22 protein-coding genes and 1 riboswitch are annotated in these 26708 nt (G+C 46.3%); of the genes, 10 read left to right on the plus strand and 12 right to left on the minus strand.

Features of this window, described 5'->3' with window-relative positions; translation table 11 throughout:
* Positions 1 to 109 precede the first annotated feature (109 nt).
* The gene (locus NF543_RS02405; RefSeq protein ID WP_257666491.1) at positions 110 to 3418 is read left to right on the plus strand and encodes a UvrD-helicase domain-containing protein; all 3309 of its coding nucleotides are present in this window, start codon (positions 110 to 112) and stop codon (positions 3416 to 3418) included.
* A 4-nt stretch (positions 3419 to 3422) separates the two neighbouring features.
* On the plus strand, positions 3423 to 6317 hold the full coding sequence (locus NF543_RS02410) for a PD-(D/E)XK nuclease family protein (RefSeq protein WP_257666492.1): 2895 nt from the start codon (positions 3423 to 3425) through the stop codon (positions 6315 to 6317).
* A gap of 43 nt (positions 6318 to 6360) precedes the next feature.
* Here NF543_RS02410 and NF543_RS02415 read toward each other — a convergent pair whose 3' ends face one another.
* From NF543_RS02415 to NF543_RS02460, 10 genes are all read right to left on the minus strand, one after another.
* Positions 6361 to 7308, minus strand: coding sequence for an NAD(P)-dependent alcohol dehydrogenase (locus tag NF543_RS02415; protein ID WP_257666493.1), 948 nt, complete (start codon positions 7306 to 7308; stop codon positions 6361 to 6363).
* 45 nt (positions 7309 to 7353) lie between these two features.
* Entirely contained in the window at positions 7354 to 8415 is a 1062-nt protein-coding gene (locus NF543_RS02420) for a HesA/MoeB/ThiF family protein (RefSeq protein ID WP_257666494.1), read from the minus strand.
* Positions 8416 to 8462: 47 nt separating this feature from the next.
* Positions 8463 to 9593, minus strand: a complete 1131-nt coding sequence (gene thiH, locus NF543_RS02425) for a 2-iminoacetate synthase ThiH (protein WP_257666495.1) — start codon at positions 9591 to 9593, stop codon at positions 8463 to 8465.
* Between the two features lie 55 nt (positions 9594 to 9648).
* On the minus strand, positions 9649 to 10422 hold the full coding sequence (locus NF543_RS02430) for a thiazole synthase (RefSeq protein ID WP_257666496.1): 774 nt from the start codon (positions 10420 to 10422) through the stop codon (positions 9649 to 9651).
* A gap of 43 nt (positions 10423 to 10465) precedes the next feature.
* Positions 10466 to 11110, minus strand: coding sequence for a thiamine phosphate synthase (locus NF543_RS02435; RefSeq protein ID WP_257666497.1), 645 nt, complete (start codon positions 11108 to 11110; stop codon positions 10466 to 10468).
* Positions 11085 to 11870: a hydroxymethylpyrimidine/phosphomethylpyrimidine kinase gene (locus tag NF543_RS02440; protein ID WP_257666498.1), complete on the minus strand. Its 786-nt coding sequence runs from the start codon at positions 11868 to 11870 to the stop codon at positions 11085 to 11087. Before NF543_RS02440 ends, NF543_RS02435 begins: the two co-directional genes overlap by 26 nt.
* Positions 11860 to 12468: a thiamine phosphate synthase gene (locus NF543_RS02445; protein WP_257666499.1), complete on the minus strand. Its 609-nt coding sequence runs from the start codon at positions 12466 to 12468 to the stop codon at positions 11860 to 11862. The genes NF543_RS02440 and NF543_RS02445 overlap by 11 nt, the downstream gene beginning before the upstream one ends.
* Before the next feature lie 9 nt (positions 12469 to 12477).
* A complete protein-coding gene (thiC, locus tag NF543_RS02450) occupies positions 12478 to 14346 on the minus strand; it encodes a phosphomethylpyrimidine synthase ThiC (protein WP_257666500.1) in 1869 nt (622 codons plus the stop codon).
* A 45-nt stretch (positions 14347 to 14391) separates the two neighbouring features.
* Positions 14392 to 14595, minus strand: coding sequence for a sulfur carrier protein ThiS (gene thiS, locus NF543_RS02455; RefSeq protein ID WP_257666501.1), 204 nt, complete (start codon positions 14593 to 14595; stop codon positions 14392 to 14394).
* A 44-nt stretch (positions 14596 to 14639) separates the two neighbouring features.
* A riboswitch (TPP riboswitch) is annotated at positions 14640 to 14744 on the minus strand.
* 124 nt (positions 14745 to 14868) lie between these two features.
* Complete coding sequence (locus tag NF543_RS02460) at positions 14869 to 15930, minus strand: Mrp/NBP35 family ATP-binding protein (RefSeq protein ID WP_257666502.1); 1062 nt, start codon at positions 15928 to 15930, stop codon at positions 14869 to 14871.
* A gap of 124 nt (positions 15931 to 16054) precedes the next feature.
* Between NF543_RS02460 and NF543_RS02465 the strand changes: the two genes are divergently transcribed.
* The 3 genes from NF543_RS02465 (at position 16055) to NF543_RS02475 (ending at position 19277) form a co-directional block, all read left to right on the plus strand.
* The gene (locus NF543_RS02465) at positions 16055 to 18124 is read left to right on the plus strand and encodes a biosynthetic peptidoglycan transglycosylase (RefSeq protein ID WP_257666503.1); all 2070 of its coding nucleotides are present in this window, start codon (positions 16055 to 16057) and stop codon (positions 18122 to 18124) included.
* 6 nt (positions 18125 to 18130) lie between these two features.
* Complete coding sequence (gene hpt / locus NF543_RS02470; protein WP_257666504.1) at positions 18131 to 18676, plus strand: hypoxanthine phosphoribosyltransferase; 546 nt, start codon at positions 18131 to 18133, stop codon at positions 18674 to 18676.
* Positions 18677 to 18860: 184 nt separating this feature from the next.
* Positions 18861 to 19277 carry a CBS domain-containing protein gene (locus NF543_RS02475; protein WP_257666505.1) on the plus strand — a complete coding sequence of 139 codons (417 nt, stop codon included), beginning with the start codon at positions 18861 to 18863 and terminating at the stop codon, positions 19275 to 19277.
* A 24-nt stretch (positions 19278 to 19301) separates the two neighbouring features.
* Here the strand turns inward: NF543_RS02475 and NF543_RS02480 are convergent, their stop codons facing one another.
* Both NF543_RS02480 and NF543_RS02485 read right to left on the minus strand, forming a co-directional pair.
* Positions 19302 to 19874 carry a DNA-3-methyladenine glycosylase I gene (locus NF543_RS02480; protein ID WP_373274986.1) on the minus strand — a complete coding sequence of 191 codons (573 nt, stop codon included), beginning with the start codon at positions 19872 to 19874 and terminating at the stop codon, positions 19302 to 19304.
* Positions 19861 to 20208 carry an MGMT family protein gene (locus tag NF543_RS02485; protein ID WP_257666507.1) on the minus strand — a complete coding sequence of 116 codons (348 nt, stop codon included), beginning with the start codon at positions 20206 to 20208 and terminating at the stop codon, positions 19861 to 19863. The genes NF543_RS02480 and NF543_RS02485 overlap by 14 nt, the downstream gene beginning before the upstream one ends.
* A 322-nt stretch (positions 20209 to 20530) precedes the next feature.
* Between NF543_RS02485 and NF543_RS02490 the strand changes: the two genes are divergently transcribed.
* The 5 genes from NF543_RS02490 to porK all read left to right on the plus strand — a co-directional run bounded on the left by NF543_RS02490 (position 20531) and on the right by porK (position 26700).
* Complete coding sequence (locus tag NF543_RS02490) at positions 20531 to 21931, plus strand: 3-keto-disaccharide hydrolase (RefSeq protein WP_257666508.1); 1401 nt, start codon at positions 20531 to 20533, stop codon at positions 21929 to 21931.
* Positions 21932 to 23140, plus strand: a complete 1209-nt coding sequence (locus NF543_RS02495; RefSeq protein ID WP_257666509.1) for a Gfo/Idh/MocA family protein — start codon at positions 21932 to 21934, stop codon at positions 23138 to 23140.
* 2 nt (positions 23141 to 23142) lie between these two features.
* Positions 23143 to 24123: a DUF4271 domain-containing protein gene (locus NF543_RS02500; protein ID WP_257666510.1), complete on the plus strand. Its 981-nt coding sequence runs from the start codon at positions 23143 to 23145 to the stop codon at positions 24121 to 24123.
* A gap of 10 nt (positions 24124 to 24133) precedes the next feature.
* Positions 24134 to 24904 (plus strand): uroporphyrinogen-III synthase, encoded by a 771-nt coding sequence (locus NF543_RS02505; RefSeq protein WP_257666511.1) that lies wholly within the window; start codon positions 24134 to 24136, stop codon positions 24902 to 24904.
* A 488-nt stretch (positions 24905 to 25392) separates the two neighbouring features.
* Positions 25393 to 26700 carry a T9SS ring complex lipoprotein PorK/GldK gene (gene porK / locus NF543_RS02510; protein WP_257666512.1) on the plus strand — a complete coding sequence of 436 codons (1308 nt, stop codon included), beginning with the start codon at positions 25393 to 25395 and terminating at the stop codon, positions 26698 to 26700.
* Positions 26701 to 26708 lie beyond the last annotated feature (8 nt).

A 26708-nucleotide genomic window follows, 5' to 3' on the forward strand; every position in this document is an offset into this window, starting at 1 on the left:
TTATTATAACAATCGATGAATGGCAATCAACTATTGCCTATAAATATATCCGCCTTTCTTTGTTTTTCCACTTCAAAATTCCCTATCTTCACTCCTGAAAATACGGATTATGCCCACTATTCCTCCCCTCAAAATATTGAAAGCCTCCGCAGGGTCTGGTAAAACGTTCAGCCTTACTGCACATTACCTTATCTTGCTGTTTTCAGGCGAAAACAAATACCGGGAGATACTGGCCGTTACCTTCACCAACAAGGCCACGGCCGAGATGAAGAGCCGCATCGTTGAAGTGCTGGAAAGCCTGGCTACAGAGGGAGCGCAAAAACCGGACAAAGCGAGCGGTTACCGCGAAATACTGCTTGAGGCCTACCCTGAATGGGATGCTGATACCCTGCAACAACGTGCAGCAGCTGTGTACCGCAAAATCCTACATGACTATAGTCGTTTTTCGGTCAGCACGATCGACGGCTTCACCCAAAAGGTCATCCGCGGTTTTACCTTTGAACTGGGTATCGATGCTACATACAAACTGGAAATGAACCTCCGCAAGGTGAAAACCGACCTTGTACTACGGCTTAACCGCTTGCTCGATGAACGCCCGGAACTGCTGCAATGGATTACGGACTATGCCCAAGCTAAAATTGATAAGGACGAAAATTGGAATTACCGCTGGGCATTAAATGACTTAGCTTCTGAAATATTCAAGGAGAATTTTCAGGACTTTGACAAAGCGGTGGCCAACATCCCCGAACAGGAATTATTTGGCAGCCTAGATAGCTACTGCAACGAAACAATCACCCAATTCGAGAATGGGTTTGGTAAGCTGCTGAAGGAAGCACTGGAAACATTTGAAACATCTGGTGTGGACGCCAGTGAACTGGTTGGCAAATCACGCAACCAATTGGCAAAGCTGAATGCATTATCGGCACAAGATCCCCATGGAGCCATAAAAAAAATCGAAAAATACATCCACGCACCTGAACAATGGCAAAAGGGGGGACTTACGGGGCCTATGGCGGAACTATACAATAAATTGAATCCTTTGCTCGAACGGATTTACGGTTATTTCACCGGCCAAAGTCCGGCCTATTACCTCGCCCAGGCCATCCACGAAAACCTCTATTTCTTGCGTCTGCTTAAGGAAATGAGCGCACTCCTTGCCGAATGGCGCAAAGAAAATACAGCCCAGCTCATCAGCGATGCCCAAATACTGCTCAACAGCATTGGCATCAACGAGTCGGGCGACCCCACATTCATCTGGGAGAAGACCGGTAACCGATACCGGCATTTCTTATTTGACGAGTTTCAGGACACATCCAAGAAACAGTGGGACAACCTGCGTCCCCTGCTTATCAATGCCATGGGCAATGCTGCTGGAAAACGCAGTGAACACCTTATCGTGGGCGATGTAAAGCAAAGCATCTACCGCTGGCGCAACGGCGACTGGCGTATCTTGCTCGATGGGGCCGAACGGCAAATTGCCGAAACGTTCAACGTAAAGGATACCAAATCGCTTATCGCTAACGAGACATTGGAGGTAAACTACCGTAGCTACTCAACGATCGTCGCGTTCAATAACCTGATTTTCCACCATGCCCCCACTTGGCTGCAGAGTCGGCTCAATGATAAAATAAAGAAAGACTTGGGCGATGAGCGGTATGAGCAGTGGTGGGTTCCTTCCGGCAATCACGATACGGTTATTCGGGCCTATCAAGACAGTATGCAACGGCTACCCAACGGAGATGGCAGCAAAAAGGGAGGCACCATACAGGTCGATTTTCTCGAAGTGGAAAGCAATAACCATCGCGCTAACGCCGTGAAAGCCGAAGCACTCCTGCGTTTGTCGGACACGCTTATCCAATGGATTGAGGGAAGAAAATACCGTGCCGGACAAATCGGCATACTTGTACGCACCAACAATGAAGCGCGTGAAATCATCCAATACTTGCTCGATAAACAAACAGGCTTAACCGTATCCTTTGATGTCATCTCGGGCGATGCCCTCACCTTGGCAAACAATCCATCCATCCGGCTATTGGTAGAAACCTTACGGGCATTGATAGGCAAAGCCTCGGATTCGGCTTTATATCGCACCAATTGCATCCATCTATACCGTCAACTGCAAGGTACTGGCACCTTAGTGCCCAATGATTGGTTACGCATTCGACATAGCAAGCCCGAACAACTAACGGGATTGCTACCTGAATCGCTCTGCCAAAACTGGGATACATGGACACAGCTTCCTTTGGCCGAACTCATCGAATCGTTGATCGCTGTCTACAGCTTGTGTGACCAGACGGAAAACCTACCCTACATATTGGCTTTCCGCGACCTCATTGCCACATTCACTGCCCAAGGCGAACGCGGCATACCAGCTTTTCTCGCGTATTGGGAAGAAGAAGGAATAGACAGGGCGCTACCAGCCAATGCTGACATGAATGCCGTGGAAGTGCTAACCATCCACAAATCGAAGGGGTTAGCCTTTGATGTGGTGATGATCCCGTTCTGTGGTTGGCCGGTAGATGGCAGGATCAATGGCAACTTTTGGGTAGATACCCGAGATACACCTTATGCCTTATTGAGCAAAGCGCCCGTAAAATATAAGGGAGATTTAGGGAAGTCATCACTATATAAAGCGTATTATGAAGAGATGCTCTTTAACTACATGGATGCCCTCAACACGTTGTATGTAGCCACGACCCGTACACGCAAACACCTTTACATCACCGCACCCGGGAAAAAGGGTGAAGATGACGTCAACGCACTACTTGCTGGAGACTTGCTATTGGAAGTATTACCTGTCCATGCACATGAATTGGGTGTGGAATTCGATGGTGGGATACATATGGAAGGAACGACGGAGGAGGATGCCCCCAAGGGAAGCCGGGAAGATGTTGCAGGCTGGTCTTTTGACCATTATCCGGTATCCAGCCGGATGAAAGAAGAACTGGCGCGGCCGGAACTGCACGCTGAATTGGATATCGTGCGGCTGGAAGCCGCCAAGCGCCATGGGCAGCTCCTGCATGAGTTGATGGCTTCGGCTACCAACATCCAAGACTTGGAAACCCAACTAGACAACCTGCAAGTGCAGGGATTGTTCCAAACCGAAGAACGCGACGAAATCCTTGCCTTGGCGCAAGCCACCTGGAACCATCCCCAATTACAGGATTTGCTGGCTGGTGATTACCAGCATTGGAATGAGAAGAGCATCATCTTGTCCAATGGCCGTACCTTACGACCAGATAAGGTATTGGTTGCCCCGAATGAAACCATCGTCCTGGATTTCAAATTCACGCAGCATGAAGACGATGCATATATAGCCCAGGTTGCGGGATACCAGTCCGTACTGCGTGAACTGGGCATGCCCAATGTGAAGGGGTTTATCTATTACGGCGCACTTGGAAAATTAGTAGAAATCTAACCATATGACTCCATTTCTTAAACGGGTAGCTACTGATTTACTGTCACGGTTCGATGACGGCCTCAACGAGGTAGCCGTGGTATTCACCAATAAAAGGCCCATTGTTTTCCTCCGGAAGCATTTGGCCGATTTATTGGGTAAGCCCATGTGGAGCCCCCCTTTTTTCACCATACAGGAATTTCTCGCGCAGTCATCGGCATACCCCGAGGCCAGCCCATTATCCCAGTTCTTCGTGTTGCACAAACTGCATAACGCGCTGCTGCGTGAAGAAGGCCGTCCCGAGGAAACACCCGATGAGTTTTATCCCTTGGCGGAAACCATCCTCAGCGACTTTGCCCAGCTCGACTATGACTTGGTCAATCCCGAGGAGGTCTATGCCGAATTGCGCGATATCGCCTTGCTCCAACAACGGTTCCCGCATCTCTCAGCAGAACAGCAACGGTTCATGCAGCAATTCTGGGAATCCTTCTCTACCGGCAAGCAAACGGCCATCCAACAGAAATTCCTGCATCTATGGGCGCGGCTACCCAAACTTTACCTGCTATTTACGAAGGAATTAGCACAGCAAAAATTAACCACTACCGCTGGCATTTACCGTAATCTTGCCGAAGGCCGTGCGGCCCATCCCGAATTCTTGGCCGATTACCGGCAAATAGCCTTCATTGGCTTCAATGCGCTTAACCAATGTGAAGCAAAGCTATTCACCCATTGGCAAGAACAGGGAAAAGCACTTTTCTATTTTGATGCAGACGGCCATTATCTCGATGATGACTTACAGGAGGCCGGGCTTTTTCTCCGCAAAAACCTCTACCAGTATGCGCTACGGAACGCATTGGGTGATATCCCTAACACATTAAAGACCAAAGCCAACCGGATAGACCTCATCGCAGCCTCGGGTAAAGTGGCCCAAGCCAAATTACTGTCGAAACTATTGGCTGGGAAGTCCGTCGATCAGGCACCTCCTACGAAGACCGCAATCATTCTTGCCGATGAAAGCCTGCTGATTCCAACACTGCAAAGTCTACCCGATGATATCGACTTCAATGTGACTATGGGCTACCCGCTGATGCAGTCTACACTCTTCGGCTTTATCGATCTGTGGTTAACCATCCAACAACACCTCGCCACCAGCCAAGGCCGCACCGTACATCACTTCGATGTGGAAGCTGTAATTGCTCATCCGCTAGGCGGGGTGTCGCCTGAGGAACGGCATATCATCCAAGAGAAAATCAATGAAAATGAATGGCTGGAAGTACCCCTTACCGAACTGGAATTAAAAACCGGCAGTTACCCCGCTTTCTTTGCTTTCATGCAGGGCAACGAAAACATCCTTCAGGGACTGCATTTGCTGCTGGAAGGCGTATTGGAGCAGCGTCAACAGCGCCATGCACTACGGCACATCGAGGCCTCCCTTATCTTGGCAGCAAAAAAGGCGCTCAACCTCTTGCAGGATGGGCTGGCCGACCAACGGCGCCTATCAACTTCCTTCCTTTGTTCGCTTATCCGGAAAATACTAAAAAGTATTTCCTCACCCATCGAAGGCGAGCCCCTGAAGGGCGTACAAATTATGGGCTTGCTCGAAAGCCGTTGCCTCGACTTTGATGAAGTATATATCATTGGTGCAAATGAGGGCACACTACCAAAAATCACGGCTCCCCCCACGTTCATCCCGGACTCCATCCGGCGGGCGCATGGACTTCCCGTGTTAGAAAACCAAGACGCCTTAGGGGCATATTTGTTTTATCGGTTGTTGCAATTTCCCCAACACATTACGCTGGTATACAATCAGGTGGTGGATGACAACAACAATGGAGAGGTAACTCGCTTTGTAAGACAGTTGGCTTTCGAAAGCCCTTTTGTATTCCACAGCAGTATACAACGGCAACCGGTAAAAGCCTCGGCTATACCCGCACCACTCACCATTGCCAAGACTGGTGCTGTATGGCAAAAACTGATGCAATATTTGGATACCAGCGACCCCAACCGCCCAAAGCTCTCTGCATCAGGATTGACTACTTTTCTACAGTCGCCTCTGTTATTTTTTCTTAAATACGTGGCCGAAATCAAGGAACCACCGAAAATAACCGAAGAGTTTGAGATGAATAAGCTCGGATCAGTCGTACATCAGGCAATGCAGGATTTCTATGAGCGGTTACGCGATAAAAACGACACCATTAATGCCCAGGATATCAGGCAACAGCTGAAAGAATTGCCTCAAATCTGCCTGCAAGCCCTTTCAAAAGTGCGCTATGGGGTGCCCGGCAAAATCTCCAACCCCAATAGCATGCAACGTATCCTACTCAAAATTGCCGAGGAGTATGCGGCTGTATTTCTGCATTATGATGCGCAATATGTAGCCCCATTCCGCATTGTTGAACTCGAAAACGAGCAGGATTATTCCATCGAATTTCCCATTACCGTTGATGGTGAATACAAAACCGTTCGATTATATGGTATTATCGACCGGATAGATGAGGTAAGTGGCAAAACACGTATCGTGGACTACAAGACTGGTCGCGATGAGGTGAAATTCACCAGCTTGGAAACGTTGTTTGCCCCGGCATCCGACAAGGGCAACAAAGCCATGATACAAACGCTTTTTTACACTTTTGTGTACGAGCGTGTGACGGGTAAGACAGCCGTGGAACCCAACCTATATATTGCCCGCAAGCTCCGTACGGAAGGGCCAATTTTCTATAAGGGCGGACGAGGCGGTTTTGAGGTACAAGGGGTGGATTTGGAGGAAATTAAGCAACAATTCACTGATTTCCTAAGGTATACGCTCGAAGAGTTATTCAATCCCAGCATCCCGTTCCGGCACAACGACAATGCCCCACGATATCCAAACGACCCTTATCATGAATTTATCGGGCAACCACAGCCTTTAGAGGATGAATAAGGCTATAAAACGGTAAACCAGCTGGCTATATAAGTCTGACTGATTACGTCCAAACCATTGCCACTTTTCCTTTGGTGCGCATGGCCTCAATATAGCTTATGGCTTTCGGAATTTCTTTATAAGAATAGGTCTTTTCTATGTGAACTTTAATTTTCCCGTTTTGAATCAAAGATGCTAATGTCTCTAAATCCTTGGTGTTAGCTTCTGCTGTAAATTGAACCAACGGGAATTTACTAAAAACTTGTTTTAAAAGCAACGGAATCATATGCCCCATCGTTGTGAAACCTACCATGACACCTCGCTGGCCCATGCGTTTGTAGTCTTTATGTGAAAGATTGCCATGCGTGTCAATAATGAGGTTGTATTTCCCTTTGTGTTGATGTATGTTTTCTTGATCGTATGCAATAACCTGATCAGCACCTAATGTTTTTACAAAACCACTATTTTTACTGGAACAAACTGCTGTTACATGAGCGCCATAGGCTTTTGCGATTTGCACGGCGAAATGACCGACACCTCCTGAAGAGCCGTTGATAAATACGGATTCACCTTCTTTGAGTTGTCCATGAGTAATAAGGGCCTGCAAAGCTGTTATTCCGGCAACGGGGACGCTTGCCATTATAGGGAAATCTATTTCTTCCGGCATAATGGCACAAACATTTGCCGGCACGCAAGTGTATTCAGCAAAAGCCCCTCCTTTAAGTGTTTCACCAAATACGCGGTCTCCAATCTTAAACTGCGCTACATTGTTTCCTACTTCTTCTACAATTCCCGCAAAATCCGCCCCGAGAATTTTATCTTTGGGTTTAAACAATCCGAAAGAGAATCGTGCAAAAAAAGGTTTTCCCCGAAGAATGTGCCAGTCAGCGGGATTGGCTGAATTCGCAGCAACTTTAACCAGAATATGATCATCTTTCAAAGATGGCTTTTCTACCTCTTCCAATTGAAGGATTTCCGGTCCTCCATATTTTGTTTTTGTGATCGCTTTCAATTTAATTAGTTGTTACTTTTCAATTAATTTCGTTTTGCTATTCGGTCACTCCAGCCGTTCAGCATAGGCCTCCACTCCTTGCTTTTTGACCAATTCCACAGCCATGCGACTGCGCTTGCCTGTCGTACAGTAAAACACGACGGGGCGGTGGGGTGTTCCCTCGTCCGTCAATCCTAGCAGCTCTTCCATGCGCTGTGGCAACTCATGCAGCGGCATGTTGATGTGTCCGTCTTCGTGGCCTTCCTCGTATTCCCAGAGCTCCCGCACATCCACTAGCAGTGCATCATCGGGGTATTGCCCTGCAGATGGTATCTCCTGTTCATCATAGGCAGGTATCGGTGCATAATCCACTCGCAGGGAATGGATATTTTTGTTTTCCTCAATGGGCGAAAAATGAAACGTATCGAATCCATTTCCTGAAACATCCATAACAAGCAATTTCCCAGACAGCACATCACCATATCTACCCAGCACCTTGATGGCTTCATTGGCCATCAGTGTACCCACGATGCCCGGCAAGACGTTGAGCACACCATCGATGGAGCATGAACCACAATTTTCGGGAGCTTCTGGATACAAACAGCGATAGGTGGGGCCATCTTGGTAATTGAATACCGATACTTGCCCGGTATAACGATCTATCGCGCCGGATACAAAGGGGATGCCCTGTATGACACAAGCATCGTTCACCAAATACCGGGTCTCAAAATTGTCGGTGCCGTCGATAACCAAGTCATATCCATCCATCACTTCGAGGGCATTCCTTACCGATAAGGCCTCCATATAGATGGAAAACTTCACAAAAGGCACTTGATTGGCCAATTTCCGTGCTGCCGTTTCCGCCTTATTTTTCCCTACATCATCAGGGGTAAACAACACCTGCCGGTGCAAGTTGTGAAAACTGACAACATCGTGGTCGATAACACCGATATGGCCCACACCAGCCGTAGCCAAGTATTGCAAGACTGGACATCCCAATCCACCTGCTCCCACCACCAGCACTTTTGCGGCTTTCAGCCACTCTTGTGCCTGCCTGCCGAAACCGGCAAGTTTGAGGTGCCGATCAAAATAGGCTTCTTCGGTTTTTGTTAGTTTATTGTCCATCATTTGCCGTGTCGTATTGTCAATCAAATATCGGCTTTTTTGGTAGATTATTATAGTGCGTTCAACGCATGGTCCCAATCTTTCCATACGGGTTCGTATCCCGCTTGTCTGATGGCTGAAGTCATCTGCTCTGGACTCCGGCTATCATCGATTTCAAACTGCTCAAGGCTTTGCGGCTCCACGGCATACCCACCAGGATTAGTTTTTGATCCCGCACTAATGGCCGTTATACCCAAGGAGATGATGTGATCTCGGAAACGAGGGCTTTCGCGGGTAGACATCGATAGCTCCACCTCGCCATTGAAAAGTCGCCAAGCGCAGATCAACTGTACCAGTTCGCGATCGGTGATTGTTGTTTTCGGCTGCATGCCCCCAGCATGTGGCCGGAGTCGCGGAAAAGATACGGAAAACCGGCTCTTCCAATATGTTTTTTCTAGGTACTGAAGATGCAAGGCCGCAAAAAAACTATCCGTACGCCAGTCGTCCAGCCCCAGAAGGGCGCCAACCCCGATTTTATGGATGCCGGCGGCACCAATACGGTCGGGGCACTCCAATCGGTATTCGAAATTGGCTTTTTTGCCCTTGAGATGGTGTTTGCGATAGTCTTCACGGTGGTACGTTTCCTGGTAAACCAAGATGGTATTCACCCCTAAAGCATGCAATTCCATATAGTCTTCCATATCTAAGGGCTGCACCTCCATGGAGATCTGTTGGAAATGTTGTTTGACGAGCGGTAGCATCTTGCGAAAATAGGGCATGCCGACTTGTTTTTTGGCCTCGCCTGTGACCAATAGGACGTGACGGTATCCCATTTCTTTCAGTACATTAATTTCCTGTAACAATTCTATCGCGGTGAGTGTCTTCCTTGGAATCTTATTGTCCAGGCTAAAACCGCAATAGGTGCAAATGTTTTGGCATTCGTTGGAGAGATATAAAGGAGCATAGAGCTGGATGGTCTTTCCAAAACGCTTTTGTGTGGCCAATCGGCTCATGCCAGCTAGCTGTTCAAGGAAAGGAGCCGCCGCCGGAGATATCAAGGCTTTGAAGTCTGCCAATGACCGTTTCTCACGAGCCAGTGCTCGTTGTACATCAGCCTCAGTAATCCGATAGATGGATTGCAGCTCATCGTCCCAATTGTATTGGTTGAATATCGGTGTGAACATTTTCCTTCGGTTATCCATTTTCAGCAATTATCTATTGTCTCACGTCTCAAATCTCAAATCTAATGTCTAGCGTCTAATCCAAAAAAGCGGTTAATGGACTAGATGCCTCTACTGCTGTTCGCGGTATGGGAAGCCCAGCCAAATACGCCTGTCTGCCAGCCTGTACAGCCCATTTGAATGCCTCAGCCATGGCTATCGGATCGCTGGCCGTTGCCATCGCCGTATTGACCAGCACCGCATCCGCCCCCGCCTCCATAGCTTGTGCTGCATGGCTTGGCGCCCCAATACCCGCATCGACCACCACCGGTACGTTGGCCTGATCGATGATGATATGTAACATATCGAGCATAGCTAAGCCTTTGTTACTGCCAATAGGAGCCCCCAATGGCATTACGGCAGCCACCCCCACCTCTTCCAAACGCTTGCATAGTACCGGATCGGCATGGCAATAAGGCAACACGACAAACCCAAGTTTGACCAGTTGCGCTGCCGCATCTAAGGTTTCAATAGGATCTGGCATCAGGTACTTAGGATCGGGATGGATCTCCAGTTTCAGCCAATGCGTCTGTAGCGCTTCACGTGCAAGCTGAGCCGCAAAAACAGCCTCCTTGGCATTGCGTGCGCCAGAAGTATTGGGCAAAAGATGGATATGTTCATGGACCAAATGCCGCAACAATGCATCTTCATCCTGCATAACATGCTCCACACGTTTCAGTGCCACTGTCACCAACTCAGTACCAGACGCCAATAGCGCTGATTCCATTTGTTGATGGTTGCCGAATTTTCCTGTTCCGGCAAAAAGGCGTGACGAAAAAGTTTTGTCTGCGATTTTTAATACGTCTTCCATGTTTTTTATAATGGGTTAATTGAAAATTCCCCATTTTCAATTGTCAACTTTCAATTGCTTCTACGATGGCTTTACAAGCCAACACATTGTCCGGGGCTTGATGGATTCCCCCCGATACCGCCACACCATATGCACCAGTATTTGTCAGTGCTACTACATCCGTCAGATGGCGGATGCCTCCAATAGCAATAAAAGGGAGATAAATACCGCTCGCCCGCGCTTGCTCGACAATCCGTTGGATGCCCTCACTACCCAATACCGGGCTCAACTTCTCCTTAGTTGTGGTGAAGCGGAAAGGGCCCAACCCAATGTAGTCGATGTCATATTGGCTTAACCGCAACACATCGGCTAATGTATTGGCAGTACAACCTATAATCTTGTCGGGGCCCAATCGTTTTCTGGCTTCAAGCGGATGCATGTCATCCTGGCCGAGATGCACCCCATCGCTATCTATTGCCTTCGCTACCAATACATCGTCATTGATAATCAGTCTTGCACCATATCGTTTCAAAATAGGCTGTATGACCAACGCTTCGCAGGACCTTTCTTCGGTGCTGGCATTCTTCATACGTAATTGCACCCACCTGCACCCTCCTTTGCAAATATCTTCCACTTGTTTGGCGATGGGGTAATTTGCCAAAGGATGGGTGATGTAATGCAATTTATCGATATGCTTCTTTTTTTCCATTTATTTCTTCCTTATGGTATGCCAACCCCGTGGGGTTTGAATCCAACGCCTGTTCAGTATACCGTTTTGCGGCTTGGCATGCCGGAATAATGGGTAGACCCAAGGCGACACCAGCAGCAATTGAGGCAGACAAAATACATCCTGAGCCATGCTTACCATACCTTACTTTCCCAAAAGGAGGAATATGAATAACCTTGCCGTCAGTTGCAATCAGATAGTCAACCCCCCTTTCTTCTACAGCGGCATGCCCACCTTTTAGATATACCATTGTACGAAGTCCTTGCTCCTGCAACTCATCTACTGCTGCTGTACCAAACAAGGTCTCAGCTTCCGGTATGTTGGGAGTCAGCATATCCACTAACGCCAGGCATGTTGCCAGCGGCTTCGCTTCGAAACCGTTCAGCAGTTCGAAACCCGATGATGAAGCGACCACGGGATCCCATAGTACGAAGACATCAGGACGGCATTCACGAACAAAGGCCAGTAACCCAGCCAGCATGGTGAGGTCTTCGATAATCCCGATTTTGATCGCTTTAACAGCATACCGTTCTAACAATACGGCCAATTGCTGTTTGATTTCCTCCATGCTAAGCCATCGCACCTTATGGAAACGATCTTCCGTCTGTATGGTAATCGCTGTGCACACCGCTAGCCCCACACATTCAAACTGCTCAAACACCTTGCAATCCGCAAGCAATCCAGCACCTCCACTTGGATCGAATCCAGCAATGCTTAACACATATGGCCTATTATCGTCCACCGGGTTCTCCTTTCTTTTTTAAACCTGCCACCGCCTTCTGGCAAACTTCAAATTGCTGTTGGGGATTCTTTCCTTTCCAAATATATCCCATCAATGCAGCGGCCTCAAAGCCATGTTGATGTACAATCGGCAAACGTTCAGGGGTGATACCACCCAAGGCTACCCATATTGCGTCAGTCTTTGGTTTTGGGGTGGTAAGCAATTCAGCATTACCGGCATAGCCTTTTTTGGAGATGCTATCAAACAGGGGGCTGATGAATACCCGATTGACCATATTTCCGCAAACCGTTGCTTCGGCGATTGTATGCGCCGAACAGGAAATTTCTCCGCAGTTCTTCGGTTTCCCGTTTTCCAATAACACCTCCAAAGAAAGATGTACACCTTTAAGCCCAAACGTGGCACACAGCTCAACATGGTTATGGATGATGATTCGTCCGTAAAATTCCGGACGAATCTGTCGCAGGATATTAAACATTTGGGCTGCACTTACCTTTGGCTTACGTAAATGCAGCCTCATCAAACCGGTGTCGAATAAATCGTTCAACACATCCGATTCACCATCAAACAAACCCTCGCTTGTAATCACTGCAAGCTCCATTGTGCCTGTTTAAGAGTAGATTTCAAAATTATTTTCCCGAAACTCCTTCGCCTTCTCGTCCATGCCCTTATCCAACGCTTCGGTACTGTCCACACCATGTTCTTCAGCGTATTTCCGCACATCTTGCGTGATTTTCATGCTACAGAAATGCGGCCCGCACATACTGCAAAAATGAGCGGTTTTAGCGCCTTCGGCAGGCAGCGTTTCATCATGGAATTCACGCGCTGTATCCGGGTCGAGCGCCAAATTGAACTGGTCTTCCCAACGGAATTCGAATCGAGCTTTACTCATGGCATTGTCGCGGTGCTGTACGCCTGGGTGGCCCTTTGCCAAATCCGCGGCATGAGCGGCAATCTTATACGTGATGACCCCGTCTTTCACGTCCTTTTTATTGGGTAAGCCCAAATGCTCCTTGGGTGTCACATAGCAAAGCATGGATGTGCCAAACCACCCGATCATGGCCGCACCGATGGCGGACGTGATGTGATCATATCCCGGGGCGATATCGGTAGTGAGCGGCCCCAGCGTATAAAAAGGGGCCTCCTTGCATGCTTTGAGTTGTTTATCCATATTAGCCTTGATCATGTGCATGGGCACATGCCCCGGACCTTCGATCATTACTTGCACATCATGCTGCCAAGCAATATCTGTTAATTCACCAAGCGTTTCCAATTCCGCGAATTGCGCTTCGTCATTGGCATCGGCGATGGAGCCTGGGCGCAGGCCATCGCCCAGGGAGAACGCCACGTCATAGCTTTTCATGATTTCGCATATCTCCTCGAAATGGGTATATAGGAAGCTTTCCTTATGGTGGGCCAAACACCACTTGGCCATGATGGAGCCCCCCCGGGAAACGATGCCGGTGACGCGTTTGGCCGTCAGCGGCACATACGGCAGGCGTACCCCGGCATGGATGGTAAAGTAATCAACGCCCTGTTCAGCCTGCTCGATGAGCGTATCCTTGAAGATTTCCCAAGTAAGCTCTTCGGCCTTTCCGTTCACCTTTTCCAAGGCTTGGTATATCGGTACGGTACCGATGGGCACAGGTGAGTTGCGGATAATCCACTCGCGGGTTTCATGGATGTTCTTTCCCGTAGAGAGGTCCATCACCGTATCTGCACCCCAGCGGATGGCCCATACCATCTTTTCCACTTCTTCTTCGATACTCGACGTCACAGCTGAATTACCGATGTTGGCATTGATTTTCACCAAGAAATTGCGGCCAATAATCATCGGTTCCGTTTCAGGGTGATTGATATTAGCGGGCAACACCGCCCTGCCCAAGGCAATTTCCTGCCGTACAAACTCGGGGGTAATGAACCCGTTATGCACATAAGCACCGAAGTTATGCCCTTGATGCTGTTGCCACATGGCGTTATGAGAGCGATAGTATTCCTCCAGTCGTTGGTTTTCACGGATGGCCACAAATTCCATTTCGGGTGTGACGATGCCCTGACGCGCATAGTGCATCTGCGATACATTTTTCCCTTCGCTTGCACACTGTGGTTTTGGGGCATGCATAAACCGCAGGTAATCCAATGTAGGGTCATCAAGCCGCGATTTTCCATAGTTGGAAGTAATCCCCGAAAGCTCTTCAGTGTCATGGCGTGTTTCAATCCAACGTTGACGGATGCGGGGCAGCCCTTCCCGTACATCGATAGTCACTGAAGGGTCGGTATATGGGCCGCTGGTGTCGTATACCGTCACAGACGCATTTTCTTCCACCTCATTGCGGAATTGATCGGTAGTTTTGGAAAGTGCAATCTCGCGCATCGGCACGTGGATGTCATGGGTATTGCCCTTCACATAAATCTTTTTCGAATTGGGGAACGGCGTCCGGGTAATCGACGCTTCGTTGGGGAGTTTTTCGGTTTTCATATCTCGGAGTGTTGGTATACTAACAAAAGTTTGTAAATAGGGAGATTAGCCACCTTGCGTGGCTTTTATGATGATGATCTTGTCATTGGGATTCAGCATGGTTCCATCCCATTTTTGGGGAGGGATGACAACTGCATTAACGGCTACCGCAATGCCTTTGGCTTGCGTGATGCCGTAATCGCACAATACTTCCATGAGGGAGGATTGCGGCTTAATCGTAACTGCTTGTTGATTGATGACGACTTCCATGTTAGCACTTGTTTTTTATGCTTTAGGAAGTCACCTAATGGTGTGAGGATTCCGTTACTTTTCCCTTCGCAGGCATTATCCTGAGCAGGTTATGAGGGTTATTCTCAGTCCCTTGATACAATAATCAAGGAACACCCCTAAAGCATTTGATTCAAAGGTAAGGATTTTTAAATGAGGATTACAAATCAATGAAGATTTGTTTAAAAGAAATAAAGAATTAATTTATGCGCTCCACCCCAACAGCAAAACAATAAACGCAAGAATACCTTCTAATTACACTACAGCTTGATTAATCGCCAACTGCTGCGCCACCCGACCAGCAATCTCCAAAAATGCTTCGCGCATCGGGTTGTCCTCATCCATTACTACGGGTAGTCCGCTATCTCCCGAGTCACTGATGCTTTTCACTAATGGGATTTCACCGAGGAACGGTGTTTCAAAACGCTCAGCAAGCCGTTTTCCCCCACCTTTCCCAAATATATAATATTTGTGCGTTGGTAATTCCGCCGGTGTGAAGTACGCCATGTTTTCCACCACACCAAGCAGCGGTATGTTAATGGAATCCATCAAGAACATGCCAATGCCTTTTACGGCATCAGACAACGCCACATTTTGTGGGGTCGTAACCACAACCACTCCCGAAATGGGGAAACCCTGTGCCACGGTAATATGCACATCACCCGTTCCGGGAGGCAAGTCCACCACCAAGTAATCCAATTCACCCCAATCTGCATCATTAAATAATTGCTTGACAGCCGTGCTGACCATGGGACCACGCCATGGAATAGGTTGGTTTGGATCCGTAAAGAATCCTATCGACAATAATTTCAACCCATATTTCACTATCGGCTCAATTTTTGTCTTACCGTCCGCAGTTTTGGAGGCTTTGGGACGTGCATCCTCCAATCCAAACATAATGGGTAAGGAGGGCCCATAGATATCTGCATCGATAAGGCCGGTTTTGGCCCCCTGTATATGTAGCGCCAGGGCTAAGTTAGCGGCAACGGTAGATTTACCCACGCCTCCCTTTCCAGACGCAACAAGGATAATATTTTTGATATTGGGAAGTTGACTATTTTTTGAACCGACAACATTGGAAGTCATGTTAATCTCTACGGCGATCTCTTTATCTACGAATAAAGCGATGGCATTGCGGCAAGCATGCTCGATATGCGCCTTCATTGGGCATGCAGGAGTAGTCAGCACCACATCAAAGCAGATTTTTGATGGGGTGATTTCCACATTCTTAATCATGTTTAAGGTTACTAAATCTTTCTTAAGATCGGGATCCTCCACGTGGCTCAATGCATGCAATACTTGGTCTTTCGTAATCATCACTCCAATCGCTGTTTGTAAACACAAAACTAAGGAAACATAAACACAAACTTGTCATATCTTTGTTTTTAATGATAATTATCCCGTATTTAGGCCAGAATAGACCAGCGCTCATGTGAACTATATGTTTAAGGAACTTTTAAACAAAATCACCAAAAAGCAACTCATTATCGCGGGTATCGTATTAGCTATACTGCTAACGGGTAGTATCGTAGCATTTGCTATTGTGTACAACAAACGGGACGCCTTATTGACATCTACCATTACGCGTATGAAATCCAAGATGGCTGATGACTACCAAATCGATCTTGCAATCGGAAAAGCCTATTTTTCAGGGCTAAGAACGGTAACCCTCGAAGACATTAAGGTAACTCCGCGTAACAGGGAAGAATTGGCAAATGTAGCGGATATTTCCATTAGCGTAAAACTCCTCCCGCTGATTACCGGCGACATCAGATTTGGACGATTATATGTACATAATGCCAACATCCAGCTCATCAAGCGGGATAGCATCAGCAACTATGATTTCATGTTCAGGGAAACCACGTTGCCGGAAGAAGTTGAATCCCAAAGCCCTAACGACGATAATGGGTCAGATGTAAACATGGCTCAAGCTGTGAACCGTATGCTTAACAATGTGCTCTATAAAATCCCCGAGAATATGGAGCTTCGCAATTTCAAACTGACTTATCGTGATGACAGTACCCAGCAACATATTAGCATACCCAAGGCAGATATTGACCGTGGTAACCTCGCATCCGCTGTGTTCCTCAACAACAATGAAGCGGCTTGGCAAGTTTCGGGGAAATTAAACCCAGGTCGTCGGCAACTTTATGTAAAAGTACATGCCAATGGACAAAAGATAGCATTGCCATTGCTTGAGCAAAAATTTGGCCTGAAACTCAGTTTCGATACCATTGAAGCACGTCTTAGGGAAGTGTATTGGACAAATAATGAGTTCCTGCATATCAAGGGTGAATGGGCCGTCAAAAACCTCGATGTCAACCATTGGCGTATTGCACAGGAAGATGTGCTGGTGCCCGATGCGCATGTCGATGCGGAAGTTATTGTTGGCAAGAACCATTTGGAGCTATCCAAAGCATCGAAGGTAACCGTGAAACAATTGACCATACATCCGTATATCCGCTATACTACCGCTCCGGTCGAGACCTATGCATTCGGCCTGGAGACCCCAGAAATGGAAGCTCAAGATCTGTTTGATGCATTTCCAAAGGGGCTTTTTGAATCATTGGAAGGTATACGTGTAGCGGGTAAAATCCAATATAAAATGGGTGCTTTCCTCGATACCAGTAATCCAGATAGCGTGCAGTTCACTTCTAATATGGAACAAAATGGTTTCAAGGTAAACGCATGGGGCAAGGCCAATATCCCCAAAATCAACGCTCCTTTCGTATATACACCCTATGAAAATGAAAAACCCGTACGCGAAATCATTGTAGGTCCGGAAAACCCAAATTTCATACCCATTGCCCAAATATCCCCTAACCTCAAGAATGCAATTCTCACTACGGAAGACCCTTCGTTTTACAGTCACAACGGATTCGTGGAGGAGGCTATAAGAACGTCCATTGCAATTAACTACAAAGAAAAAGCCTTTAAACGCGGAGGCAGCACCATCTCCATGCAATTAGTCAAGAACGTGTACCTCAACAGGAACAAAACCATCGTACGGAAGTTGGAAGAAATACTCATCGTATGGCTGATGGAAAGCACGAGGGCGGTAAGCAAAGAACGCATGTTCGAGGTTTACCTTAATATCATCGAATGGGGGCACAATGTATATGGCATCAGCGAAGCTTCGCGCTATTACTTCGGTAAACACCCCTCCCAGCTCGCCCTTGGGGAAGGCATATACCTGGCAAGCATTGTGCCTCGGCCCAAAACAGGCCTATATTCGTTCACTCACGACGGCGGGCTCAAACCTTATGTTTCGGCCTACTTCAGGTACATTGGAAACATCATGGCAAGGCGGGGATTGGCTCCGGTCGATTCATCCAGCAACTATGGATTTTATGCCGTAAGCCTGCGTGAAGCATTGCGTCCCGAAAAACCAGCCATAGTAGACACCTTGCAGCTGGAGATGCCTCCGAGTGATTTTGAGGGAGAATTGGAACAAGTCCGTGGTCTACTAGACCGCATATTTGGAAAGGGCAAGAAGGAAGAAAACCCATAGGTACCTATGAAGATAAAAATAAACCAAAAAGACTTTGAGCCTATCATCGATTACAATCAAATCAAGAAACGAATCAGGCTTATCGGCATTCAACTCAATGTAGCGTACGAAAACCAACACCCCGTATTTGTGGGTGTGCTCAATGGCTGCTTTATGTTCATGGCCGACCTTATGAAGCAAATCCATATCGCCTGTGAGATTTCCTTTGTTAAATTATCTTCATACGATGGCACGGAAAGACGGGAGCAGGTGAATGAGCTCATCGGACTCGATGCCAATCTAGAAGGTCGAGAAGTAGTCATTATAGAAGATATTGTGGATTCGGGCAATTCCCTGAAACATACGCTTGATCTGGTGAACGCACAGAAACCTGCATCTGTAGCCGTATGTACCTTATTGCTTAAACCCTATGCCTTGAAACATACATTTGACAACATTGCCTATGTAGGGTTTGAAATTGCCAATGACTTTGTTGTAGGTTATGGATTGGATTATCACGGCATGGGCAGAACATTGCCGGATATCTACAGGGAAATTAAAGGCAAACCGTGACCACTTCCAAACAACCGAAAAGCCAGCTTATTTTGGGAATACCGTTCACAAAAACAGTCAGTCTGTAGGTAACTCCTTTAAAATTAATTCATAATACGATAAAATAATCATGACCCACAAAAAACGGAACAGATATTGTTGAACAAATTAAATGGTAACAACTGGTCATACAGGTTATATAGTGATGGGAAAGAAATTATCCGTTGTCGATGTATTCCATAGGAGTTCATTGACGGTGGACGCGAAGGATAGACTCAGTAAGGTAAGCACCGTGATGAAGCAACATGGATTGAAACATATCCCTGTAGCACGTGGAAGCAAAATCATAGGCATCATCAGTAGAAGGGATATCCAGCGCTTGGGATTTGGGTACGTGTATGACAACAAAGACGATATCGAACTGGGCATGTTTGATATGCTACAGGCTGATCAAGTGATGACCCGGGTCGCGCTCATGGTATCCCCAGACACCACAATAGCCGAGGTGGCAGAAATTTTCGCCGTTAACGATTTAATTGCCCTCCCTGTGGTAGACCATGCCAATATAATCGGCACCATAGGCATTCATGAGGTACTGAGTTTGCTGGTCGCCAATCCGTAATACCGTTAATACCATCCTATCTTCCTATCTGAACGCGCAATTTATTTCATGGTCATTCACCATGCCAACCGCTTGCATAAAAGCATAGCATATCGTGGTACCAAAAAACTTCACCCCTCGCTTTTTTAAATCCTTCGAGATAATGTCTGACTCTGTCGTACGTACAGGAGCATGCTTGTAACTTTGCCATGTGTTAACAATAGGCTTACTTTCAGGCATAAAAGAATATAAATATTGGTAGAAAGATCCAAATTCATGTTGCACTTCCATGAAGATGCGTGCGTTGGAAACCGTGGATGATACTTTGCTCCTATTACGGACAATACCCGGGTCAAGCAATAAACGTTCGATATCATCTTGGGTGAAAGCCGCTACCTTTTCCACATTAAACCCGGCAAACAAACGCTCATAATGCGCACGTTTGCGTAATATGGTAATCCAACTCAAACCCGCCTGTGCCGATTCCAATACCAAAAATTCAAAAAGGGTCTTGTCATCCTTCACCTGCTTACCCCACTCATCATCGTGGTATTGCATATATAAATCATCGTTACCGCACCAGCCGCAACGGTTTATCACTTGTTTACTGCTCATCATCATTCAATTGGGGATCCCAAAAAACTTTTTTAAAATCAACAACTTTATCATTGGCAATCATTACCCCCTCATTTTCGAGTAATTGTTGCATCAATGTAGGGCTACCAAAAGCCATTTTACCACTTAACATACCTACCCTATTGACCACGCGATGGGCGGGTATAGGCGGATTGGCTGTAGGTGCGGCACGCATAGCATAGCCCACCATACGCGAAGAACCGGCGGTGCCCAGAGCGCGGGCAATTGCACCATAGGACGTGACCCTCCCTTCGGGAATTTGCCTCACAATTTGGTGTACCTGCTCAAAGAAGTTGATTTTCTTATTTGCATCCATATGCACCTTCAATGCTAATTACTAATGCGGTTTGTCAAATCAGCCCTTCTATTACGATATCGTTTTCGTAAAAAAAACAACACAATGCAGCCATTCTGTAGAAAAATCCCTATAATTGGATTCAAAATCAATTGTAATTGCCGGACACAAAGCTAAATATTTTGGCAAAAATAGACGAATATTTTTAAATATATATCACCGCCAGCTAGCATCCTGTATTCAGCACTGCAACTGGCTATAAACTGATGGATGGCAGATTACCAACCTGCGGTTTTAATATCATCGTACATAATATTGAAAAATAAATAGTAAAACATTCGAAATGAACACATTAACAAATTTGAAAAAGTCAAGATTCCATGCTTTAGTAGCTCTATTGGTAGGCAGCATAGCACTCACCTCGTGTACCACGGAAAGCGATGGATGGCAACAATTGTTTGATGGGGAAACCCTTGATGGATGGAAACGCGTTGGGGGCGAAGCTCCCTATGAAGTGGAAGATGGCGCCATCGTCGGCACAATGACTTCAGGAACTCCCAATTCCTTTTTGATTACTGAGCAGGAGTACGGCGATTTTATCTTGGAGCTGGATGTCAAGTTGGAAGGAGAAAGTACGAATTCGGGCATCCAAACCCGCAGCCACATCGATGAGCAGGCCAATGATGGCAAGGGTAGGGTATACGGACGACAAGTGGAGATAGATCCTGCTAAAAGGGCTTGGACCGGTGGCATTTATGATGAGGCCCGTCGTGGATGGCTGTATCCGCTCGACCTGAACGAGGATGCAAAAAAAGCATACAAAAGAGATGAATATAATCATTTTCGAATTGAAGCCATCGGCAATGAGACCAAAACATGGGTAAATGGCATTCCTGTAGCCTACGTCGTGGACACTATCGATGCCTCAGGTTTCATCGGGCTTCAGGTGCACAGTATCTCTGATGATGCGTTGGCAGGCAAAAAGGTATACTTCAAAGACATACGAATTCAAACTGAAAACATACTGCCACAGGATTTCCCAGAAGGTATATATACCGTAAACCTAACCCCTAACAGCCTCACACCCTACGAGGAGGAGAATGGTTACAAGCTGCTTTTTGACGGCCACAGCAATGCCGGATGGATAGGTGCATACCAAGACACATTCCCCGAAAAAGGATGGGAAATCAAGGACGGCACCATCGGCGTACTACCGTCAGATGGCGCCGAGTCTACCAACGGGGGAGATATTGTGACCACAGCACAATACGGTGCCTTTGACCTTTCTTTTGAATTCAAACTTACCGAAGGAGCCAACAGTGGTGTAAAATATTTCGTAACTTTGTCTGAACACAATACCGGTTCGGCCATTGGATTGGAATACCAAATACTGGATGATGAAAAGCATCCCGATGCTAAAATGGGCAAGGACGGCAACCGAACATTGGCCTCTCTCTATGATTTGATCATGGCTCAAAAAACAGGTCGTGCATTACGAAAAATCGGCGAATGGAATAAAGGGAGGGTAGTTGTAGAGCCAAACAATACAGTAACCCACTATCTTAATGGCGAGAAAGTAGTACAGTATGTGCGTGGCTCGGACGAATACAAAAAGCTCGTCAGCGAAAGCAAATACAAAAACTGGGACAATTTCGGGATGGCCGAAAGCGGTCACATCTTACTACAAGACCATGGGGATAAGGTGAGTTTTAGGAATATAAAAATAAAGAGTCTATCAAATTAAATGAAGCGAAGCGATTTTATTAAGCAAGCAGGGACGTTAGGTGCAGGAATGTTTTTGGCCAATGAATCATTGGCCAAAACTATTTCCCATGCCCAAAATCAAAATCCGATTGGGGCAGGCATTATCGGCTGTGGAGACAGGGGTAAAGGGATTATGCATACGATGAATGCAACCGTCACAAAAAATTTTAAACCGCTTGCCTATTGCGATGTTTTAGACTTCAGACTGGATGAAGCCAAGCAATATGCTGAGCCTTCTGCCAAGTCATATCGTGATTACCGGAAACTGTTGGATAACCAATCCATACAAGCCGTGTTTATCGCCGTACCACTGAGTGAACATTTTCGCGTGGCGAAAGACGCCATACTGGCGGGTAAGCACGTATACCTTGAAAAAACCATGACCTTCACCATTCCGGAAGCAATGGAATTGGTGGAGTTGGTCAAGGCTCATCCTAAGCAAACTTTCCAAGTAGGCTACCAATATCGATATTCTCCGTTATATTTCAAGGTGAAGGAAATGATTGATTCGGGCTATCTGGGTAAAGTTTCCCAAATCGATTGCCGATGGGATCGTAACAATAACTGGCGCCGTCGTGTTCCTGATCCCAGCTTAGAAAGGCAGGTCAACTGGCGTTTGTATCGCGAGTATTCGGGAGGATTAGCAGCAGAATTACTTACCCACCAGATGGATTTTATCCATTGGACATTTGACACCGTACCGGATGAAATCATGGGGTATGGGGGTATCGACATCTATAACGATGGCCGCGAAACCTTTGACAACATCCAATTAACCCTTCGATACAAAAGCCAAGGTATCATTGGCAATTTTGGAACAACGTTAGGCAATGCGCGGGACGGGTATCTATTTAAAATCAAAGGTACCAAAGGGTTCGTGTCGCTATCGGTCAATACCGGGGTCTATTACCCTGAAGATAGCATAAAAATCACCCACGGCACCGTAGACGGAGTGACAGGTGCAACGAAAATTGTGCAAAATAGTGATGGTGGTATCCCCATCCTACCCGAACCCACCAAAGACGGCACCATCTATGCGTTGGAAGAATTCTATAAATCCATCATGAATGGTACTATCCCTTCATCAAATGTGCATACCGGGGCAAAGGGCGCCATCTGTTCTGCCTTGGCCAACGAAAGCCTTTTCTCTGGAAATATCCAGCATTGGAAACCGGAATACAATTTGTAACAATGAAGCGCTTCTTCCTTGTCATGGCGATCTTATTCATAGGGTTTGTTTCAAAACAGCCTATTGCTAAGTGCGCCCTCGTTCCTACCCAGCAAACGCAATGGTCAATACGGGATTCGATTAGGCAGGCACAGATAGCTGAAAAAAAACGTGCGGCTGATTCAATAAAACAGGTACAGGATTCGCTGACCATGCAATATATTGGCTTGCCTGACCCCAACCGACCCAACCAGTTTGCGGATAGTTTACGGAAACTCTTGGTGGTGGAAAACGGTGATTTCATGGGATGGCTGGCATTTACACGTGCATTGGAGAAAACCATTGAAAAAGACAGTGAAAAGGCTTTCCGCGAACAATGGATAATCCTTACCATTGGCCTGTTATTGCTCCTACTTGGTATCGTGAAAGTTGCCTTCCCTAATGAGGTGACATCCATTATCCAAGCTTTTTACAATGACCGTGTATTATTGCAAATCAACAAGGAAGACACCCTATACAGTTCATGGCCCTTTGTATGCCTGTACATTTTATTTGGGTTTGCCACAGGCTTATTTATTTACCAATATAATCTGTATTACCTAGGCGACAAGGCAAATGACGGGGCGGATATTTTTTTGGGAATATCTATTTTCATCATGCTGCTGTTTGTCCTGAAAATTCTTGTTACTCGATTTTTGGGGTTCATTTTTGATATGCAGCGTATCGTGAGGGAGTATGTATCCATATTATATTTAAGTTATTTCAATGCCGCCTTGGTGTTTCTTCCCATCGTGTTAGTGCTGAGCTTAGCCCCACAGAAACACATGCTATGGATTATCCCTATGGCGTTTTTCATCATATTGTGTTTATTTATTTTTCGCTTCATAAAAACGGCCAACAATGTATTGGCCAGCCATCGATTTCCAAAATTTTATTTATTTATGTATCTTTGCTGCCTCGAAATCGCCCCGGTACTTATCTTGATAAAAGTACTTGGTAATTAACGTAAAAAACATGCAAGTGTCAGAAGCAGATAGAGCAAAGAAAGTAAAAAGCATTTTGGTAACGTTGCCTAAACCAGAAAACGAGAAATCACCATACTTCGTTTTAGCTCAAAAGTATAATCTAAAACTTGATTTCAGGGCATTCATTCACGTAGATGGTGTGCCAGCACGCGAGGTCCGTAGAGAACGCATCAATCTTGCGGATTTTACGGCAGTAATTTTCACCAGTCGCAATGCTGCCGACCATTTCTTTCGCATCTGTGAGGAGATGCGCTACGAGGTGCCTGCGGATATGAAATATTTCTGCCTTTCCGAAACCATTGCCCTATACTTGCAAAAATACATCCAATACCGCAAACGCAAGATATTTTTCGGTAAGCAAACAGCCAAGGATTTGGCGGATGTGTTGAAAAAACATGCCAAGGAAAAATTTTTGTACCCCTGCTCAGATGTTGCCAACGAGGAAACGCACAATTGGTTGCAAGAAAATGGTTACAACTTTACCCCAGCAGTCTTATTCCGTACGGTGGTTAGCGACCTTTCCGACCTGAAGGACGTTTTCTATGATATCATTGTCTTTTTCAGCCCATCCAGCGTACAATCCTTGTTTGAAAATTTCCCAGATTTCGAGCAAAAAAATACCCGGATTGCGGCCTTTGGTCCAAGTACCCATCAAGCTTTAATAGATAGGGGACTTATTTTGGATATACCCGCGCCTACACCAGAGGCACCGAGCATGACCATGGCTGTAGAACAATACATCAAACAAGCAAATAAATAAACCATCTTTCTCCGGCATCTTTGGGATGTCCATATCGCTATATGATAGCATAAAATATGGTTATAACACTAGTCAATAGTGATTCAACTCAGGACCCATGGTATCACCTATGAATTATGAGAAATGATATTTTTTAAAATATCTTTCTCTTCTTTAAAGAAATACAACTACTTTTAATAAATTTATGGCCGCTTTCGAATCATAGGTAGTCGATAAATTTATCTACTTATATGTAAAACGGGGTTGTTTTGAATGTATTTAGAAGAACCATGACGTTTATGAAACTGGAGCAGAAGGATACGATGAAGATGTTTTTGGTCTGAATTTTGCTTCCATAACGCGTTATTAACCATAGACTTTACTGATAAGCAATGGAGTAATTGATAAAATTAGGACTAAAAAATGCAATTGACCATGCGGCATACTCAAGGCGTATTGAGCGCTTAGACATATTAAAACAAACAGAAAAGCCGCCATATCTATAGCTAATGAATAGAAATTATTTACCCATACTATCCGTCATGATGTTGGCCGTTTTCACGGTAGGGTGCAGCAAAAACGGGGGAGGTGAGTTGGTTGGGGTGAAACGCGAACGCCTGAAGACCAACAAAGTTCCATATGGCATGGTGCTTATCCCTGGGGGTACATTCATCATGGGCCAATCCGACGAGGACATTACGTTTGCTCAAATTGCACAAAACAGGCAAGTCACCATTTCGTCCTTCTATATGGATGATACGGAAATTTCCAATAGCGAATACAGGCAATTCGTAAATTGGGTGCGCGACTCGATCATGATTTATAATTTTCTGCAAGATGACAATTATTTTGTCCAAGTGGAAGGCACCAATGAACGTTACATCGACTGGTCAAAGGTAAATGGTGGTAAGAGGTCATTATGGAATTCGAAGGACCAAGCGGTGCGCGAACGCACCCGGCAAATGTACTACCAGGGTGAAGATCGCATTTTCGGCAAGGATGAGCTCGACGTTCGCTTACTGCGCTACCACTATGAATGGTATGACTTACGGGCCGCCACAGCCGCAAAAAATGACCCCTCCAAAACGCGGTCGGACTTTATCCAGCGGGATACACTTTTGGTATATCCGGATACTACCGTATGGCTCAATGATTTCAGTTACGCTCAAAATGAACCCATGGTAGAGGGATACTTCTACCACCCGTCTTTTGATGAATATCCTGTCGTTGGTGTCTCCTGGCGGCAAGCCCAAGCCTTTAACACTTGGCGCACAAGACTTTTTGAGAATCATGAAAAAAGCCGGAAATCCACAAACAGGGAAATCAGGCAGCCCTATATGCTTCCATCCGAGGCAGAGTGGGAATATGCAGCCCGTGGGGGGAAAATTGGCACACAATATCCTTGGGGCGGGCCTTCAGCACGCAATGCAAAAGGTTGCCTCATGGCTAACTTCAAACCCGGAAGGGGAAATTATATCGATGACGGAGCCGCATACACCGCTCCGGTCTATTCCTTTTTTCCAAATGATTTTGGCCTGTATAACATGGCCGGCAATGTGTCAGAATGGACTTCATCCACCTTCAATGAATCCGCATCGTCCTTTGTGCACGATATGAATCCCACCTACCGGTATGATGTTAAACCGGGAGATCCCGAGTCCTTGCAACGCAAGGTAGTGAGGGGAGGCTCATGGAAAGACATCGGCTACTTTTTACAAAACTCCGCCCGTGCGTACGAATACCAAGACACCGCCAAATCCTATATTGGCTTTAGGAGCGTATCGGCCTACCCGGGAGTAGATCCAATGAATAATTAGCAAAAGTC

This window comes from Parapedobacter tibetensis (assembly GCF_024704835.1).
GTDB classification, from domain to species: Bacteria; Bacteroidota; Bacteroidia; order Sphingobacteriales; family Sphingobacteriaceae; genus Parapedobacter; species Parapedobacter tibetensis.